Source organism: Micromonospora sp. HM5-17, assembly GCF_003762835.1.
Taxonomy (GTDB): Bacteria; Actinomycetota; Actinomycetes; order Mycobacteriales; family Micromonosporaceae; genus Plantactinospora.
The window spans coordinates 1-19,229 of the sequence record NZ_RJWA01000016.1; the positions used below are offsets into that span (position 1 = coordinate 1).

12 protein-coding genes and 1 pseudogene are annotated in these 19,229 nt (G+C 70.9%); 6 read left to right on the forward strand and 7 right to left on the reverse strand.

The window, feature by feature from the left end; all coding sequences use genetic code 11:
* Positions 1–195: 195 nt before the first annotated feature.
* A complete protein-coding gene (locus tag EF879_RS25885) occupies positions 196–675 on the reverse strand; it encodes a hypothetical protein (protein WP_123563112.1) in 480 nt (159 codons plus the stop codon).
* A gap of 653 nt (positions 676–1,328) precedes the next feature.
* Between EF879_RS25885 and EF879_RS25890 the strand changes: the two genes are divergently transcribed.
* The 3 genes from EF879_RS25890 to EF879_RS25900 all read left to right on the forward strand — a co-directional run bounded on the left by EF879_RS25890 (position 1,329) and on the right by EF879_RS25900 (position 9,525).
* Positions 1,329–2,318, forward strand: coding sequence for a glycoside hydrolase family 11 protein (locus tag EF879_RS25890; protein ID WP_123563114.1), 990 nt, complete (start codon positions 1,329–1,331; stop codon positions 2,316–2,318).
* 241 nt (positions 2,319–2,559) lie between these two features.
* Positions 2,560–3,408, forward strand: coding sequence for a PhzF family phenazine biosynthesis isomerase (locus EF879_RS25895; protein WP_233604761.1), 849 nt, complete (start codon positions 2,560–2,562; stop codon positions 3,406–3,408).
* Between the two features lie 276 nt (positions 3,409–3,684).
* Entirely contained in the window at positions 3,685–9,525 is a 5,841-nt protein-coding gene (locus tag EF879_RS25900) for a ThuA domain-containing protein (protein ID WP_370375562.1), read from the forward strand.
* Positions 9,526–9,664: 139 nt separating this feature from the next.
* Here the strand turns inward: EF879_RS25900 and EF879_RS25905 are convergent, their stop codons facing one another.
* Both EF879_RS25905 and EF879_RS25910 read right to left on the reverse strand, forming a co-directional pair.
* The gene (locus tag EF879_RS25905) at positions 9,665–10,849 is read right to left on the reverse strand and encodes a hypothetical protein (protein WP_123563116.1); all 1,185 of its coding nucleotides are present in this window, start codon (positions 10,847–10,849) and stop codon (positions 9,665–9,667) included.
* A 163-nt stretch (positions 10,850–11,012) separates the two neighbouring features.
* On the reverse strand, positions 11,013–11,873 hold the full coding sequence (locus EF879_RS25910) for a serine hydrolase (RefSeq protein ID WP_233604763.1): 861 nt from the start codon (positions 11,871–11,873) through the stop codon (positions 11,013–11,015).
* Between the two features lie 483 nt (positions 11,874–12,356).
* Here EF879_RS25910 and EF879_RS25915 point away from each other — a divergent pair, with 483 nt between their 5' ends.
* Both EF879_RS25915 and EF879_RS25920 read left to right on the forward strand, forming a co-directional pair.
* On the forward strand, positions 12,357–12,725 hold the full coding sequence (locus EF879_RS25915) for an SCP2 sterol-binding domain-containing protein (protein WP_158624300.1): 369 nt from the start codon (positions 12,357–12,359) through the stop codon (positions 12,723–12,725).
* The gene (locus EF879_RS25920; protein WP_123563120.1) at positions 12,722–14,836 is read left to right on the forward strand and encodes a glycogen debranching N-terminal domain-containing protein; all 2,115 of its coding nucleotides are present in this window, start codon (positions 12,722–12,724) and stop codon (positions 14,834–14,836) included. The genes EF879_RS25915 and EF879_RS25920 overlap by 4 nt, the downstream gene beginning before the upstream one ends.
* A gap of 150 nt (positions 14,837–14,986) precedes the next feature.
* Here EF879_RS25920 and EF879_RS25925 read toward each other — a convergent pair whose 3' ends face one another.
* On the reverse strand, positions 14,987–15,781 hold the full coding sequence (locus EF879_RS25925; protein WP_123563122.1) for an ABC transporter permease: 795 nt from the start codon (positions 15,779–15,781) through the stop codon (positions 14,987–14,989).
* Entirely contained in the window at positions 15,778–16,713 is a 936-nt protein-coding gene (locus EF879_RS25930) for an ABC transporter ATP-binding protein (RefSeq protein WP_123563124.1), read from the reverse strand. The genes EF879_RS25925 and EF879_RS25930 overlap by 4 nt, the downstream gene beginning before the upstream one ends.
* 172 nt (positions 16,714–16,885) lie before the next feature.
* On the opposite strand from EF879_RS25930, the pseudogene EF879_RS25935 reads away from it, so the two are divergent.
* Positions 16,886–17,537 (forward strand): annotated as a pseudogene (locus EF879_RS25935) (response regulator).
* A gap of 19 nt (positions 17,538–17,556) precedes the next feature.
* On the opposite strand, the gene EF879_RS25940 reads toward EF879_RS25935, so the two are convergent.
* Positions 17,557–17,799 carry a hypothetical protein gene (locus EF879_RS25940; protein WP_123563126.1) on the reverse strand — a complete coding sequence of 81 codons (243 nt, stop codon included), beginning with the start codon at positions 17,797–17,799 and terminating at the stop codon, positions 17,557–17,559.
* Positions 17,800–17,857: 58 nt separating this feature from the next.
* A complete protein-coding gene (locus EF879_RS25945) occupies positions 17,858–19,225 on the reverse strand; it encodes a hypothetical protein (protein WP_123563127.1) in 1,368 nt (455 codons plus the stop codon).
* Between the last annotated feature and the right edge of the window lie 4 nt (positions 19,226–19,229).

Consider the following 19,229-nt stretch of genomic DNA (forward strand, 5'->3'; position numbering starts at 1 on the left):
CCGGCGCCGCCGGGCCCGGGACCGGACGGACCGGTCGGCCCGGGTCACCGTGCATCGTGCGGTACGACCGCGGCGAGCGGGACGCGCGGCTCTCGGGTGCCGGGTGCCGGCTCGTCGAGCAGGGTCGGCAGGCGCGGCAAGCACCCGGCACCCGCCGGATCCACCGATTCGGCCGACCCGTCCGAGCGGATCGGGTCAGCCGTTGTCCGGCGGTATCAGCCCCAGTTCCTGGAGTCCTTCGCGACCGATCCAGGCGTCGGCGAGCGGACGGACCGTCGCCTGCACGACCGAGTCACGGAGCGGAATGGCCCAGCGGTGTTCCAGCAGAAGCGCGAGACCGCCGCTTCCGGGCGGGATCGTCTGTTCGAGCTGGGGGATCTCGTCACCCCGGAAGAGGTATCCGACGCCCTCGCTCCGGCTCTCCCCCAACGTGTTCGCGGCACTGGCGCGGCGGAAGAGCGCCTCGAGATACCGGCCGGGGTGCTCCACCGAGTCGTCGATCAGGTCGGGCATCGGGGTCTGCTCGACCGCACGGCTCCGGTCCACCCTCACGAGCAGGGCGTCGATGATCCGCACCACGGGACCGGACCTGAGCCGCCGCAGGTCCTGGGTGATCTGGTCCGGCGGCTCCGACCCCCTGAAGCCGATCACCAGGAGCTGCACCGGTCCGATCACGCCCTCGTCCTTCCGGAGCTGAAAAACCCGTCTCGTACCGGCCCGCCGCCCGTCGGGTCGAGGCCGTGGTCGGCGTTCCCGGGCAGCTGGTGGCTAAACGGGGCGGTGGTGGCGTGTCGAGCCCGCACCCCCACGCCCAGCGGGCCGCTCCACGGGTGCCGGACCGGCCGTCGGCTGGGCCGCCGATCTGATCCGTCGAACCGGTCCGTCCGGCGTCCTGGGGTCGCCAGCCGGTACGCCGCGCCACGGTCCGGAACATCTCCGGAACTTTCGGAATCAGATTCGGACAGCGATCATTCGTCCAGAGTCTCGCCGGGTTCACGCCGACCTCAAGATCGATTCTGCGCCACTGCTGTCCAGGATCAATGTCCCGGCGGGAAGATGCGGCGCCCGACAGGGTTTCCACAACGTTTCCGAAAGTTGTTGACAAGTCGACGGGCACAGCCAATACTGTCGCCATCGACGTGGCTCAATGAGCATCGATGCCACCCACCGCCACCCACGCCTCCGGTCGTCACCCGGGACGACCGGCCAACCCACCACCGGGTGGTACGACCCCGACGTCCGATGGCCGTCCGTGGTCACCGACAGCCGCGCGGGGTCGCACCACGCTGCTGGCCTCCCGCCAGCCGTCACGAGGAGGAAGCACGTCCATGAACGACGCCCCCGTCCCCCCGACACCCCGCAGACGCGGACGCCTCAGGATGCTCGTCGGCGGCGCCTGCGCCATCGCGCTGGTCACGACCGGGACCATGGCGATCCTGGCGAGTCCCGCCCAGGCCCAGACCATCACGACGAACCAGGAGGGAACGCACAGCGGCTACTTCTACTCCTTCTGGAAAGACAGCGGCAACGTCACCATGACCCTGGGTAACGGTGGCCAGTACAGCGTCCAGTGGAGCAACGTCAACAACTTCGTCGTCGGCAAGGGCTGGAACCCCGGCACGCGTCGGACCGTGACCTACTCGGGCAGCTACAACCCGAACGGCAACTCGTACCTGACCCTCTACGGCTGGACGAGAAACCCGCTGATCGAGTACTACATCGTGGACAGCTGGGGCAGCTGGCGGCCCCCGGGCGCGAGCCCCATTGGGACGGTCACCAGCGACGGCGGGACCTACGACATCTATCGGACGCAGCGGGTCAACGCACCGTCCATCGACGGCACCGCGACGTTCTACCAGTACTGGAGCGTCCGCCAGTCGAAGCGGGTGGGGGGCACCATCACCGTCGGCAACCACTTCGACGCCTGGGCCCGGTTGGGCATGAACCTCGGCACCCACTACTACCAGATCATGGCCACCGAGGGCTACCAGAGCAGCGGTAGCGCGAACATCACGGTCGGGGGCGGCGGCTCCGGCCCGACCGACCCCGGTAACGGCGGTTGCACGGTCAGCGTGACCCGCGCCGAGGAGTGGAGCGACCGGTTCAACACGAGGTTCTCGGTCAGCGGCACCAACAACTGGGTCGTCACCATCCAGACGAGTGGCGGCCAGACCCTGCAGAACAGCTGGAACGCGACGATCAGCGGCACCAGCGGCACCCTCACGGCACGCCCGAACGGCAACGGCAACGACTTCGGCATCACGCTCTACAAGAACGGCAACAACACCACACCGACCGCGAGTTGCGCGACCGGTTGACCGCCCTTGATCGCGGGGGTGGGGTGCCGACGCTGGCCGGCACCCCACCCGCCGTCGCGCGGCCCGAGCGATCGGACGGGTCCGGGCGGGACCCCGGGTGCCGCCGGTCGACGTCCGGCGGCGGGACGGCGTTCCGAGGCGACCGGGACGGCGGCAGCCACGAGCCCGCCCCGGCCGCCGGCCGCGCTGGCCGGCCGGATCCCGGTCGACCCCCGGAGGGGCCTGTGGCACGATCGCGGCCGTGAACACCGCCGCCGCGATCCTGCGTTATTCGGCCTTCACCGCCGACCCGGCCGGAGGCAACCCCGCCGGCATCGTGCTCGACGCCGCCGCGCTCGACGAGGCGGCGATGCTGGCGATCGCCCGGGAGGTGGGTTACTCCGAGACCGCCTTCGTCACCGTACGCGACGACGAGCGGCGACGGTTCCGCCTCCGCTACTTCAGCCCGCTCGCCGAGGTGGCGTTCTGCGGGCACGCCACGGTCGCGACCGCGGTGGCGCTCGCCGAACGCCTGGGCCCGGGTCTGCTGACCTTCGACACGCCCGCCGGCGAGATCCCCCTGGTGACGACGACCGACGCCGGCCTCACCCGCGCCACCCTGACCAGTGTCCCGACCCGGTCTCGCCCCGCCGAGGAGGCCGAGCTGGCCGCCGCGCTGCGCGCCCTGCGCTGGGCACCGGACGACCTGGACCCCAGCCTGCCTCCGCACGTGTCCTACGCCGGCAACGAGCATCCCGTCCTGGCCGCCCGTTCCCGGGCCCGGCTGGCCGCGCTGGACTACGACTTCGACGGCCTCGCCGAACTCATGCGCCGGCGCGGCTGGACGACCATGCATCTGGTGTGGCGTGAGTCGGACGACCTCTACCACGCCCGCGACCCGTTTCCGGTCGGCGGAGTCGTGGAGGACCCCGCGACGGGAGCGGCGGCCGCGGCCTTCGGCGGCTACCTGCGCACGATCGGCCGGGCACCCGAGGTCCCGGTGCTGATTCGGCAGGGCGAGGACCTGGGCCGCCCGAGCGAGCTGGTGGTCGAGATCGACCCGGTCGACCCTCGGGTCCGGGTCACCGGTCACGCCGTACCGATCTCCTGACCATCGCGACGGGCGGGCCTCGTCGGCGTAGTCAGACGGTTCCGGTCCGTTACCTAACCGTTACCGGAATTCCCCTCGCTTCCGTCTTCCGGTCCGCCGGTCGGCGGCCCTAATTTTGTTCAACGACAAGACAGAACTCGGCGGTCGTGGCCTCGGCGGGCCACGACACGGCCCCGTACCCCGAGGCGGACCTTCGGCGAGCCGACCCGGGATCCCCCAACCGTCCTCATCGGACGAAGGAGATCCTCTGTGTTGAGCCATCGCCGTGTCCGCGACATCCCCACGACACCACGCGGCGAGCACACCACCCCACGCCGCGTCCCGCTCACCCGTACCCTGCTCGGCGCCACCGCGGCGCTCGCCCTGGCCACGACCGCGCTGACCGCCGCCCCCGTCTCGGCGGCCCCCGCGGGCACTCCGCTGGCGGCGCCGGCACCGACCGAGACCGACCCCTTCGCCGTCCTGGTCTTCTCCAAGACCGCCGGCTTCCGGCACGACTCCATCCCGGCCGGCATCGCCGCCATCCGGCAGCTCGGGGCCGAGCACGGCTTCACCGTCGACGCGACCGAGGACGCCGCCGCGTTCACCGACGAGAACCTCGCCCGATACCAGGCCGTGGTCTGGCTCTCCACCACCGGCGACGTCCTCAACGCGGAGCAGCAGGCCGCGTTCGAGCGCTACATCCGGGCCGGCGGCGGGTACGCCGGGGTGCACGCCGCCTCGGACACCGAGTACGACTGGCCCTGGTACGGCGACCTGGTCGGCGCGTACTTCGCCTCCCACCCCGCCAACCAGCAGGCGAGCATCAAGGTCGAGGACCCGGCGCACCCCTCCACCGCGTCGCTCCCGGACCGGTGGTCCCGGTACGACGAGTGGTACAACTTCCGCGAGAACCCCCGGGCCAGCGTGCACGTCCTGGCCTCGCTCGACGAGACCAGCTACTCGCCGGGAGCCGGCGCGATGGGCCACGACCACCCGGTCGCCTGGTGCCAGGACTACGACGGCGGCCGGGCCTGGTACACGGCCGGCGGGCACACCCCGGAGTCGTACTCCGAGCCGGAGTTCCTGGCCCACCTGCTCGGCGGCATCCAGACCGCGGCCGGGGTGGTGGACGCGGACTGTAGCGCCTCGCTGACCAGCAGCTTCGAGAAGGTGACGCTGGACAGCAACACCAACAACCCGATGGAGTTGGACGTCGCGCCGGACGGCCGGGTGTTCTACATCGAGCGTGACGGCCGGGTCCAGATCATCAAACCGGACACCGGGCGTACGGTCACCGCCGCCGACCTCGACGTCTTCACCGGTAACGAGGACGGGCTGATCGGCATCCGGCTCGACCCGAACTTCGCCACCACCAACTGGGTCTACCTCTACTACGCGCCCAACGATGGGGTGCCGCGCAACGTCCTGTCCCGGTTCACGGTCGTCGGCGACACCCTCGACCTGGCCAGCGAGAAGGTGGTGCTGACCGTCGACACCCAGCGCAACACCTGCTGTCACGCGGGTGGCAGCATGGTCTTCGACCGCGCCGGCAACCTCTACCTGGCCACCGGGGACAACACCAACCCGTTCGAGTCCAACTCGTTCACCCCGATCGACGAACGCCCGGGGCGGCAGGACTACGACGCCCAGCGTACCTCCGGAAACACCAACGACCTGCGCGGCAAGGTGATCCGGATCACGCCGCAGCCGGACGGGACCTACACGATCCCGGAGGGGAACCTGTTCCCGCCGGGGACCGAGAAGACCCGGCCGGAGATCTACGCGATGGGCTTCCGGAACCCGTTCCGGATCGGCATCGACCCGGCGACGGACACGCTGTACGTGGCGGACTACGGCCCGGACGCCGGGGCGGCGAACCCGGACCGCGGCCCGGAGGGGACCGTCGAGTGGAACGCCATCAGCCAGCCCGGCAACTACGGCTGGCCGTACTGCCACGGCGCGAACTACGCGTACAACGACTACCAGTTCCCGTCCGGGCCGAGCGGGCCGAAGTTCGACTGCGAGGCGCCGGTGAACGACTCGCCGAACAACACCGGGCTGACCAACCTGCCGCCGGCCATTCCGGCCACCGTCGACTACGACTACAGCGGCAACCCGCGCTTCCCCGAGATCGGTGGCGGCGGCGCCCCGATGGGCGGCCCGGTCTACCGGTACGACCCGGAAAACCCCTCGGAGCGCAAGTGGCCGGCGTACTACGACGGCAAGGCGATGTTCGGCGAGTGGAACCAGTCGAAGATGTACGCCTTCCAGGTCGGCGCCGACGGCCGGTCCCTGGTGGACATCAACCAGCTGCTCGCCGGGATGACGTTCGTCCGGCCGATGGACTTCGAGTTCGGCCCGGACGGGGCGCTCTACCTGATCGAGTGGGGCAGCGGGTTCGGCGGCAACAACGACGACTCGGGGGTCTACCGGATCGAGTACGTCGCCGGGGACCGGGCGCCGATCGCGGTCGCCACGGGCAACCCGACCTCCGGCCCGTCGCCGCTCACCGTGGCCTTCTCCAGCGAGGGCTCCCGAGACCCGGACGGTGGGCCGATCACGTACGCCTGGACGTTCGGCGACGGCGGCGAGTCCACCGAGCCGAACCCGACCCACACGTACACCGAGCCGGGCAACTACACCGCCCAGCTCACCGTCACCAACGACAGCGGGCGGACCGCGGTGGCGAACGTCCCGATCACCGTGGGGAACACCGCTCCGACGGTGACCATCGAGTTTCCCCCGGACGGTGGCTTCTTCAACTGGGGTGACCAGGTGCGGTACACGGTCACGGTGACCGACCCGGAGGACGGGACGATCGACTGCGACCGGGTGACCCTGCAGTACTACCTGGGCCACGACGAGCACGCCCACCCGCTGGACGAGCACACCGGCTGCACCGGCGTGGTGCAGACCTCGCTGGCCGGCGGGCACGGCGAGGATGCCGACATCTTCGCGGTCTTCGAGGCCACCTACACCGACGGCGGCGGTGCCGGCGGCGCCAAGCCGCTGACCGGCCGGGCGATCGAGCAGTTGCAGCCCAAGCGGAAGCAGGCCGAGTACTTCGCGGCGACCGGCCGGGCTCCGGACGGGGTCGGCGGCGGTGACCCGGGCGTGCAGACCGAGGCCACCAGCGACCCCGAGGGCGGCTTCGAGAACATCGGCTGGATCGAGGACGGCGACTACTGGACCGTCGCCCCGGCCAACCTGACCGGCATCGACGGGCTGCGGTTCCGGGTCTCCTCGGCCGGCGGCGGGGCGCGGATCGAGGTACGCGCCGGCGCGGCGGACGGCCCGGTGCTGGCCACCGCCACCGTGCCGCACACCGGCGGCTGGCAGACCTGGACCAGCGTCACGACCGAGCTGACCACGCCGAGCACGGCGAGCGGGCCGCTCTTCTTCGTGGCGAAGAACCCGGTCGGGGCGACCGGCACCGGGGCGATCCTCAACGTCAACTGGGTCGACTTCCTCGGCCGGGGCATCACCGAGAACGCCCCACCGGTGGTGTCGGTCAGCGCCAACCCCACCACCGGCACCGCGCCGGTCGCGGTCGCCTTCGACGGCACCGCCACCGACGCCGAGGGCGACACCCCGCTGACGTACGCCTGGGACTTCGGCGACGGCGGCACGGCCAGCACGCTCGACGTGAACCACACCTACACCGCGCCGGGCACGTTCGTGGCGACCCTCACCGTCACCGACGCCCGCGGCGCCCAGGCGTCGGCGTCCGTGACGGTACGGGTGGAGGCGCCGAACACCTCCTGCTTCGGCGCCCGCTCGGACGACTTCACCGGCGCCGAGTTGGACCGGACGCGGTGGTCGGCGGTGGTCCGGGGTGACCAGCTCCCGGCGGTACGGGACGGCACGCTGGTCCTGCCCACCTCGGTCGGCGACCTGTACGGCACCCGCAACGACGCCACCAACCTGGTGCTGCAACCGGCGCCGGACGGCGCGTGGCAGGCCACCACCCGGCTCCGGCTGCCGGTGGCGGCGGACTACCAGCAGGCCGGCCTGCTGGTGTACGGCGACGACGACAACTACGCCAAGCTGGACCTGCTCTTCTCCGGAGCACCCCGGATCGAGTTCATCCGGGAGACCGCCGGTTCGCCGCGCAACGAGGCTGACGACTCCACGGCGGCCCCCGCGGCCGAGTGGATCCACCTGCGGTTGACCAGCGACGGCACGAACCTGTCCGCGGCGTACTCGGCCGACGGGCAGAGCTTCACCCCGGTCGGGCGGCCGGCTCCGCTGGCCGGAATCGACCAGCCGAAGGTGGGGCTGTTCGCGCTGAATGGCGGCACCACCGCCCCGGTGATCGACGCCGCGTTCGACTGGTTCCGGCTCAGCCCGGACGAGCCCGCCGGACCGGTGGACCCGTCCGACGAGTTCACCGGGGACGCGCTGGACGCGTGCCGGTGGGACGGCATCGTCCGGGAGGACCCGGCGGCGTACCGGGTCGCCGACGGTGCGCTGCACATCGACGTGCCGAACGGCGACATCTACGGCACCGGCAACACCGGCCCGACGAACTTCATCCTGCAGACCGCCCCGGAGGGCGACTGGGTCATCGAGACGAAGGTCGACGGCAGCCGGTTCACCGAGCAGTACCAGCAGGCCGGGCTGATGGTCTACGGCGACGACGACAACTACCTGAAGTTCGACTACATCGTCGACAACCAGGCCGGGCAGCCGCTGGTCCGGCGGATCGAGTTCCGCAGTGAGATCGCCGGTACGGTCCAGGACCCGCAGCCGAACGCGTCGAACCTGACCGGCGGGGTCTGGCACCTGCGGCTGGCGAAATCGGGTGACACCTACACGGCGGCGTACTCGGCCGACGGGCAGACCTGGACGACGCTGGAGCCGCTGACCAACGCCGCCGTGGGTGACACCCCGCGGATCGGCCTGTTCAGCCTCGGCGCCGCGCAGACCGCCTCGAAGACCGTCTCGTTCGACTACTTCCGGCTCCGCACGGGGACGGTCGACGAGGTGGCCCCGGTGACCACCGCCGACGTCTCGGGGACCCCGACCGCCGGCTGGTACACCGGGCCGGTCACCGTCACCCTCACCGCCACCGACAACGAGGGCGGCAGCGGGGTCGCCGGCACCGAGTACCAGCTCGACGACGCCACGACCTGGACCCGGTACACCGAGCCGGTCGCGGTCAGCGGGGACGGCAGCCACGAACTGCGGTTCCGGTCGACGGACAAGGCCGGCAACGTCGAGGAGACGAGGTCGGTCCAGGTGAGGATCGACGCCACCGCGCCGGTCAGCACCGCGGCCTTCGCGCCGCCGACCGACGACGGCTGGCACGGCGGGGCCGTCCCGGTGACGCTCAGCTCGACCGACGCCGGATCCGGGGTCACCACGCTGGAGTGGTCGCTGGACGGCGGGCCCTGGACGCGGTACACCGAGCCGGTGACCGTCAGCGGCGACGGGCAGCACGAACTGCTGTACCGGGCCACCGATGCCGCCGGCAACGTCGAGACGCTCAAGTCGGCGGTGTTGTCCATCGACGGCACGAAGCCCACCGTGTTGGTCTCCGGGCTGGCCGACGGCCAGCTCTACGGGGACAGCCAGGACGTGCGGGTGACCTGGTCGGCGGTCGACCCGGTCTCCGGGATCAGGGCGACGGTCGGCACGCTGGACGGCCGGCCGTACCAACCGAACACGTTGCAGGCCATGTACGAGCTGTCGCTCGGCCTGCACGAGCTGACCGTGACCGCGACGGACCGGGCGGGCAACAGCACCACCTCGACCGTACGGTTCTTCGTCACCACGTCGTTCCGGGACATGCGGCACCTGCTGGACCGGTTCCGGGCGACGGGGTGGCTCTCGGCCACGGCGCACCGGAAGTTGTCGAACAAGCTCGCCGCGGTCCGCGAATCCGAGGCGAATGGCAACGACAGGCGGGCGATCCAGCAGCTCACCGCGTTCAAGGCGCTCGCCGCCGACCCCGCGCTGGTCGGCGAGGCGGAGGTCCGGGACGTACTGGTCCGGGACGCCGACGCGATGATCGTGCGGCTCGGCGGCACGGCCAGTGCCGCCGGGGTCAGGGCGAACGACGGCGCGTCGGTGCAGGGCACCGGCCGGCGCGCCGGTGACCCGACCCGGGTGTCGCGGGGCGGCCGGCTCTGAAGAGGCGGGGGCGGCCACCGGTCGGTGGCCGCCCCCGTAACCGCTCCGGCGCCGGACCACCCGTGGTCCGGCGCCGGCGGAGCCCACCGGACAGCCCGGCCGGCGGCGCCGGGCCGGGTTCGGCGAGCGCGATCGCCGATCAGGGCATCGGATAGGTGTTGAACCACAGGCGGTACGTCCACACGCCCCACCCGCCGGATGAGGTCCAGCCGTCGGCGACGGTGTGCACGATCTCCAGGGTGCTCGACGGTGTCGTCCCGTACGGTCCCTGCACGAGTCCGGAGTTGTGGTTGAACGCGTGCCCGGAGTGCGCCGGGGTGATCCGCTCCTCGACCCGCCAGGTGCCCGAGCCGCTCCAGATGGCGGAGCCCTCGATGGAGGCCACCACCGTGTCGGTCTGCACCGGCGGCCCGTTCGGGTTCCTGTTCCACACGCCCGCGTCGTAGGAGATGTAGAACCGGTCGCGGTCCGGGCGGTAGACCACGGAGGCGTTGTGCAGCCAGTCCGGCAGGCCGGCGGCCGGCAGCGGCACGGCGGGCCCGATGACCGGGTTGGCCATGTCGGCGAGGTTCACCTCGCGGCGTACGAAGCCGCCGTTGCCCTGGTAGAACAGCAGGATCCGTCCGGCACCGTCGACCGAGGTCGCCGCGGGCTGGCCGACGCAGTAGTGACCGGTCGGGCACCGGCCGCCGAACTCGCGGTCGTAGGAGATCAGCGGGGTGGGGTAGACCTTCCACCCGCTGGGCGCGGCGTCGAGCGAGTCACTGAAGGCGACACCGAGCTGGTTCGGCGACTCCTGCTCGGGTGGACACGGCGCCGCCTGCGTCTTGCAGCCGTACGCCGTGAAGAAGATCGCCCACGGGTAGACGTGGCCGTTCCACCGGAACTGGCCACGCAACACCTGGGGGTCACACATGTGGTAGTTGGCCCACGCCGGACCCTGGGCCGGGCCGAATGCCACCCGGGGAGCGCTGTACGACCAGGTGTTCCCGTTCCGTTTCCCCACGCTGAGCATGACGTGGTCGTAGACCCGGCCACTCTCCCGGTTGCCGCAGTAGAACACGTGGCGGGTGTTGCCCTGCTCGACGATCGTGGGCGCGTACGAATAGAAGTTGCCCTGCGGCGGATTGACCCCCAGCGGCTTGGACGCCGGCAGGGAGCTCGCCGCCGTGGTGGAGACGTCCGGCGCCGCCGCCGTCGTCTCGGTCGCCGCCGGGCCTGTCCCACAACCGGCCAGCAGCGCCAGCAGTGCCGCCGCACCCGCGGCCCGGATCACCCGGATCGGTCCCGCTCCCCGGCGCTTCCCCGGGGTGCGTACGTCCATCGTCCTCATCCTCCTCAACACCCGACCGGACCGGTCCCGTCCACGGACGGGACCGGTCACGCCGTACCGGCGGCACCCGCCGGACGCCGCCGTTACCGGCCCGCCGCCGGGGCGGAGCCCGGTAAGGTCCTCGTCCCGCGCGGTCCCGCCATGTCGATTCCGCTCAGCCGCCGTTGCTGGGCTGGTACCGGCGGGGCTGGTGGACCGGCGCGGCGGGATTGGTCACCCCGTTCACGGCGGCGAGGAACTGGGGACCCATCACGGCCCGGGCCCGCACCGCCGGATGCGTGGAGCCAAAGTTGTCCGCGTCGGCCTGACCATCCGCGAACAGCACGTACGTCAACACCGCGGCACCCGCCGGGTCAAACATCACCCCCGCCTCATGCCGCGCGTCGGCAAACCAGCCCGCCTTCGTCGCCACCCGCGCCCGCTCATCGGACGACATCGTCCGCCGGATCCCATCGGTGAACGCGATCGGCGACCGCAACAGACCGAGCAGAAACGCGGTCGACGCCGGCGACAACAACGTCCCCCCGACCAACGCCTGCAACAGATCGTGCGTCTCCCGCGCGGTACTGGTGCCCAGGTAGAACCGGTTCGGGTTCGCCACCGGCTCCACCTGCGTGTTCGGGAAACCCTTGTCCACCAGAATCTGGTTCAACTCCGCGGCCGGACACACCAGGCCGCACAACCGCACCGCCGTGTCATCCGACACCGTCAACAACGCCGCGAGCACATGCCCCAACGTCACCGAGCTGGGATACGCGCCGTCCAGACTGAAAATACCGTCGCCATTGGGCACCACGATGTCCGCGGTCACATCCACCCGCTGGTCGAGCGTCAGCAGACCCCGATCAATCTTGTCCAGCACCGCCGTGGCAACCGCGATCTTGTTGACGCTGTACGCCTCGACCACGGTGTCCGGATTTTCCTGCACCGCGACCTGACGCGCGCCGTCGGACCCCACCACGCTCACGTACGCGTACCAGTTCCCCCCGGCCCGGGTCTTCTCCTGCTGGTACACGTCGGCAACCCGCTGCGCCGGGGTACGACGGGGCGCGTCGCCATCCGACTTACGCCCAGCCGCACCACCCGGCGCCGCCGCAGCCGGACCCGCCAACCCGAACACCGCCCCCGCCGTGGCCACCGTGCCGATACCCAACGCTGCCCGACGACTCATCCTCGCCACAGCATCACACCTCCATCCCACACCGAATCCGCCACCCCACGACGGCGGATCGCGAGCCAGCCGGCCCGCGGTTGGTCCCGATCGTCGATGCCGCGCGCACAGGAACGGCACACGACGGCTTCACGTTCAGCGCCGCATTCAACGGGTGAGCGCCAGCCACGACCGCTCCCTCGGCGGGCGGGCCGCGAACGGTGGGAGAAAGTCCGCCGGCGCCCGAGGTCGGGAACCGGGCGCCGGCGGCACGGGTTTTGACCCGTTGGGGCGGGGAAGGTACGGGCGGGTTCGACTCGGGTGGTTGAGCTGAGGAGAGGTTGTGGCGTGGCGGACCCGACCGGGGAGTTTTTCGAGACGCTTGAGGAGCGCGGTCACGGTGCCCTACCGGGCGAGGCCCGGGGCACGGTGCGATTCGACGTGACGCGGGACACCGGGACGGAACACTGGTACGTCGACATCCACAGCGATGGGATTTCGGTCTCCCATACCGGGAAGGATCCGGCCGACAGCGTGGTGCAGACGGACCGCCACACGTGTGACCTTCTGGTGACAGGAGCGACGACCATCGTGGCGGCGATCCTGCGTAACCGGGTGCGGGTACAGGGAAACCTCCTCCTCATACTGGCGTTTCGGCAGTTCTTTCCCGATGCACCCAGCGCGCGTGATCCACGGGTTGCGGGGCGGGCTCGATGAGGGAAGCGGAGCCCATCACCCTGCTTGACGGCAACCGGTTCGTGGTCAGTGACGACGCCGGTGACATCTGTTCGTCATACCACTTTCCGTCCGGCCTGTTTTCGTTTGACACCCGGTTTCTGTCGACCTGGATCCTGTCCATCAACGGGGAGCGGCTCCATCCGTTGTCCGTCGACGACCTGCAGTACTTCGAATCGCGATTCTTTCTGGCTCCCGGGGAGCCGACCCACTATATCGACGCACAGCTGTCGGTGATCCGGCGGCGCTCCATCGCGGGCAGGTTCGACGAGGACCTGACGGTGCTCAACCACCGGTCCGAGTGGGTGGAGCTGACCGTGCGAATCGACATAGAGAATGACTTCGCGGACTTCTCCGAGATCGGGGAGCCCGTGGTCAAGAAGGGACGCATATCGGTCACCACGGGTGAGAACCAACTCCGCATCAGCTACGCCCGGGAGAGCTTCCTCCGAGAGACCGTGATCACTGCCAGCGATCCCGTGACGGTCGACCCGGGTGGCATGACGTTCCATCCCCGGATCGCTCCGCATTCGTCCTGGACCGGCACCCTGACGGTGGACACCCTGATGCTGGGCGGAGAGGACCGGGATCTCCGGGACAGTCTGAGTAGTCGGGTGAACCGGACCAAGGCGCAGACGCTGGCGGATCTCGACGACTGGATCGCCCGGGCGCCACAGCTGACGTCGAGGAGCGAGGCTCTCAACGAGGCGTACGAACGCAGCGTCATCGACCTCGCGGCGCTGCGGTACCGGGGGCTGGTCAGCGGGGAGTACCTGCCGGCCGCGGGTCTGCCGTACTACATGACGCTGTTCGGGCGGCAGGGCATCATAACCTGCCTTCAGACGCTGCCGTTTCTCCCCGACCTCACCAGGCCGACCCTGCGCGCGCTGGCGGCTGTGCAGGGCACCCGGCTCGACGACTTCCGCGAGGAGGAGCCGGGAAAGATCCTGTACCAGGTACGGTACGGTGAGTCGTCGGCGTTCGACGAGCTGCCCCACTCGCTCTCCTACGGGGCCGCGGACACCACACCCCTGTTCGTGGTGCTGCTCGACGAGTACGAACGCTGGACGGGCGACGCCGACCTCGTACGGCAGCTGCGCCACGTGGCCCGGCGCGCACTGGACTGGATCGACACGTACGGCAACCTGCTGGGCGACGGCTACGTCCGGTACGAGCCGCGCAACCCCCACCACGGGCCGGTGAACCAGTGCTGGAAGGAATCGCCGGATGGCGTGTCGTTCGCCGACGGCAGACTCCCCGGCCCGTACCGGGCAACCTGCGAACTCCAGGGCTACGCGTACGACGCCAAGATGCGGGGTGCGCGGCTGGCCCGGTTGTTCTGGGGTGAGCCGGAGTACGCCGACCGTCTGGAACGCGAGGCGTACGACCTCAAGCAACGGTTCAACCGGGACTTCTGGGTCGAGGACGGGGAGTACTACGCGCTCGGCCTCGACAGTAACGGGGCCAGGATCGACGCCCTGGCGTCCAACATGGGCCACCTCCTGTGGAGCGGGATCGTCGACGAGCAGCGAGCCGCCGCCGTGGCGCGGCGCCTGCTCGGTCCCGAGCTGTTCTCCGGGTGGGGTGTGCGTACGCTCGCGGCGGGACAGGCCCGGTACAACCCGGTCGGTTACCACGTCGGCTCGGTCTGGCCCGCCGACAACTCGCTGATCGCCTGGGGACTGCGTCGGTACGGCTTCGCGGAGGAGGCCGGGCGAATCGCCGTCGGCATGTTCGACGCCGCCCGCTACTTCAACGGGCGGCTACCCGAAACGTTCGGCGGCTACGACCGGGCCCGGACCAGTTTTCCGGTGCGGTACCCATCGGCCTGCAGCCCGTACGGGGGTTCCGCCGGATCGATCCTGCTGCTCATGCGTGTCCTGCTCGGCATGGAACCCATCGGCGGGCGGCTGACCGTCGACGCGGCGCTGCCCGGGGCTGTCGGCGCCATCGCGCTCGGCGGTGTTCCCGGTCGGTGGGGATACGCCGACGTCTCCGGGCGGCTGTCCAGCCGACCGCCCGGGCATCGCCCGTTGGTCGCCAGACCCCAGGACCAGAACGTCAGGGGATCGAACCCCTTCGGCCGCGCCTGACCGACAGGTCCCTGACGCGGAAACCTCGGCTCGACAGGGCATGGTGCCACCCGTCGACCGGTCCGTCGGCTCACCGGTCGCAGCCCGAGGGTCACCCCGGGCACGTCGTCGCTCCGGCGGTGCGGCGCCGGTTCGACGCGGCGCGCCACGTCAGGCGTCCCGCCGCTTCAGCAGGAGGTACGCGATCGCGAGCAGGACCGCGGTGGTCGTCGCGAGGACCGCGCACCCCGGCCACGGCGCCAGGCCCGTGGGTTCTATCCGCAGTAGCTGGATGCCGGCCTCCGTCGGCCACCACCGGAGGGCCGTACGGCCCGCGTCACCGAGCTGGGTGAGCACCATCGGCACGATCAGCACGCCCGCCGCCAGGGTGCTGATGGCGATGGCGCTGTGTCGGACGACGACGCCGACGGCCAGGGCCAGGCAGGACAGGGTGGCCAGATACAGGGCGCAGCCGGCGAGTGCCCGGAACACGCCGGGGTCGTCCAGTCCGACGTGAGTTGCCCGGTCGCTGAGGAGGAGCCGTACCACGACGAACGACGCCACGGCACCCGCCGCCCCGACGACCAGCGCCAGCGCCGTGACGACGGCGGCCTTGGCCGCCAGCAGCCGGCCCCGGACGGGGACCACGACCAGGCTCGACCGGATCGCGCCGGTGCCGTACTCGCTGGTGATGACCATCGAGCCGAGGACGCAGACGGCGAGTTGCCCGAAGACGACGCCCTGCAACGCCGCGGTGATGACATCGGCGGGCGGGTACGTCTCCGCCGGCTGGAAGCCGGGCAGGGCGCGTGCGGTGAGAAACGCGGAACCCACCATGATGATCATGGTCGCGGCCAGGCTCCAGGCGGTGGAGGTGAGCGAGACCAGTTTGGTCCATTCGGCCGCGACGGCGTGCCCGAAACCGGACCGGGTGATCGGGGCGGGGGTCGGGGCGGATCGGTTCATCGCTGTTCTCCGAGGGGTTCGGCGGCACGGTACTGCACCGCCTCCTGGGTCAGTTCCATGAACGCGGACTCCAGCGACGTGCGCTGGGCGCTGAGTTCGTACAGCCGCAGGCCGGCCTCGGCGGCGAGGTCCGCGATCCGTTCGCTGGGCAGCCCGGACACCGACAGGGTGTCGTCGTCGAGGACGTCGACGGTCGCGGCCGCGTCACGGAGCACCCGCGCCAACCGCGCCGACTGTGGACTGCGTACCCGCACGTGGTGTTGGCGACCGGACCGCAGGAAGTCGGCCATCGTCGTGTCGGCGATCAGCCGGCCACGCCCGATGACGATCAGGTGGTCGGCGGTGTCCTCCACCTCGCTCATCAGGTGGCTGGAGAACAGCACGGTCCGTCCCTCGGCGGCCAGTGACCGCACGAGGGTTCGAACCCACCGGATCCCCTCGGGGTCCAGGCCGTTGACCGGCTCGTCGAGGATGAGCACCGGCGGGTCGCCGAGGAGGGCGGCGGCGATCCCCAACCGCTGGCGCATACCGAGCGAGAAGGCCCGGATCCGCCGACCGGCGACGTCGGCCAGGCCGACGACCCCCAGCACCTCGTCGACCCGGCGGCGGCCGATGCCGTTGCTGCGGGCGAGCGCGAGCAGGTGGTGGTACGCGGTCCGGCCGGGGTGCACGGCAGCCGCGTCGAGCAGCGCGCCGGCGCACCGCATCGGCACCGGTGCCTGGGTGTACGGCCGGCCGCCGACCAGGGCCGCGCCGGAGGTCGGCCGGTCCAGGCCGAGGATCATGCGCATCGTGGTGGATTTCCCGGCGCCGTTCGGGCCGAGGAAGCCGGTGACCCGCCCCGGCCGTACGACGAACGACAGTCCGGCCACCGCCGTGGTCGCTCCGTACCGCTTGGTCAGCTCGCGTACCTCGATGGTGTGGGGTTCCATGAGGGACGAGCATGTCGCCGCCGGCCGTGACGCGCGTCGGCCCGCAGACCGGATCTTCGCGCCGCCGGCCGGACGATGTCGAGCGGGTACCGGCCGCCGGTGTCGTTCCCGAGGATGACGGCCGAGAGACCGACGTGCCGGACGGACGGTGCGGCTATCGTCAGCGGGCCGCATGACCACCGTCGTGGTCGTCGACGACCAGGCACTGGTTCGGGCGAGCTTCGCCTCCTCATCGAGACCGTCGACGACTTCAGTGTCGTCGGTGAGGCCGCCGACGGGATCCAGGCGGTCGAGGTGGCCCGCCAACAGCGGCCCGACGTGGTCCTGATGGACATCCGGATACCGCTGCTCAACGGGATCGAGGCGACCGCGCGGATCACCGCGGACAACCCGAGGTCAAGGTGCTGATCCTGACCACCTACGACCGGGACGAGTACGTCTACGCGGCGCTACGCGCCGGAGCCAGCGGATTCCTGCTCAAGGACGCGCCACCGGCCGACCTGCTGGCCGCCATCCGGGTGGTGGCCGCCGGCGATGCCCTGCTCGCTCCGCGGATCACCCGTCGGTTGATCCGCGAGTTCGCCCAGCGGCCGGAGCCGGCCCGCCGACAGCCGGCGGAGCTGTCGAGCATCACCGGTCGGGAGCGCGAGGTGCTCGTCCTCGTGGCGCGGGGGTTGTCCAACGCCGAGATCGCCGATCAGCTGCACATCAGCATGGCCACCGCCAAGACGCACGTGGCACGGCTGCTCGCGAAGTTGCAGGCCCGGGACCGCATCCAGCTTGTGATCATCGCGTACGAGTCGGGTCTCGTCCGGCCCGAGTAGCCGGGGTAGCGCGGACCGGCTACCGGCGTTTCCGCTGGGCGTCGAGGAGGCGTTGCAGGTACCCGTGGAAGCGCCGCACGTCCTCGGCCGACCAGCCGGCGGTGAGCTCGGCGAAGACGGCCTCCTGCTCGGGGTCGGGCTGGTCGTCGCACCCGGGCGCCGTGACGAACCGGAGGCCGGGCGTACCTGATCCAACTCGTCGACGGGCGGGCACGCGTGCCCGCCCGTCGACGACCGGCAGATCCGGCGGCTCCGCTGCCACGGGGCCTCACCATATGGACTGCGACGGGTGAGGGCGCCCAGCCGCTGCCGGGGCGGTGCTACATGTAGAAGTTGGCCTCCGGGTACGCGGCCGACGGGCCGTCGAGCAGGTGCGAGTCGCGGCCGAGGAGCGTGCGGTCGAAGAACGCGCGGATGTAGGCCCGTTGGGCGGCGATCGAACGGTCGGGGTCGATGGTGCCCATCCAGGGGTCGGCCGAGGGGATGATGCCGGCGGCCGCGAGCTGGGGGAAGATGACCTGCCCGTCGGTGTAACTGCCGTGCGACGAGCCGACCAGCGAGATGAATCGGCGCCAGCCGCGGAGGTTGTGCCAGACGATGCTGGTCATGATGCCGAATTCGTCGGGGCTGACGCCGATGCTACCCATGATCATGAAGGGTCGCTCGCCGATGCGCTCGGCGATCCTCTCCAGCGCCGGCTCGATCTCGCCGGGCTGCGCGCCGATCGGGTTGACGTCCTCGGGGAAGAAGCTCCCGTCGAGGTTGATGCCGGCGATGACCCGCGGGTCGTTGGCCATGGCCTGGGCGGTGGTGGCGCCACCCAGCGAGTGACCGAACATGCCGACCTTGGTCATGTCGAAGCAGCCCGCCAGGCCGACGGGCAGCCGGCGGCGTCCGGCGTCGGGGTTGGTTCCGGCCGCGAGCGCGGTGAGGCTGTCGAGCACGAACTGCACATCGACACGACGGAGCGCCACCGCCTCGTTGGGTACGACGGTCGGGCCCTCACGCCGGCCACGTTCCACCCGGCCGCCCGGGAACTCGACCTCCGGCGCCTGGTAGGTGTGGCTGATCGTGACCACGACGTAGCCGTGACTGGCCAGCTCCTCGACCAGCGTGGTGCCCTCCTCACGGTTCTGCCCCGCGCCCGGGGAGAAGAGCACCACCGGGTACGGCCGGGCCGACAGCGCGACCGGGACGTCCTGACCGGCGTGGGTGATCGGAAACTCGACGCCGGCCAGCGACACCGGCTCGTCGATCGGCTCCTCGCCGGGCGGCGTGTCCGGGGAGGACGACAAGAACTCCTCCAGCTCCGGGCGGTAGTAGGTGAGCGCCCCCGGCGGCATCCACGGCGCCAGCCGGCCGACGCCCCGGGCGGGGTACCAGATGTTGACCATCAGTTCCCGCGGATGCGGAGTCGTCCAGTACGGGTCCTGCCGATCGTGGTCGACGAGGTGCAGTGCCGCCGTACCGATCCGGTACGGCCCGGTCGGCGCCGGCAGGGTCAGCCGTACCTGGGACCGTTTCGTGGCCGCCGCCGCGACCGCCCGGCGGGCCGTCGGCCAGCTCGACAGGGCCAGTCCACCGACGAGCGCCGCCGCTCCGGCCAGTAGACGTCGCCGGCTGGTCGTGACCACCCGACGGTGTCGAGGCGACTCAGCGGCGTGATGGTCCTGCGGATCGGCTGTCATCGGC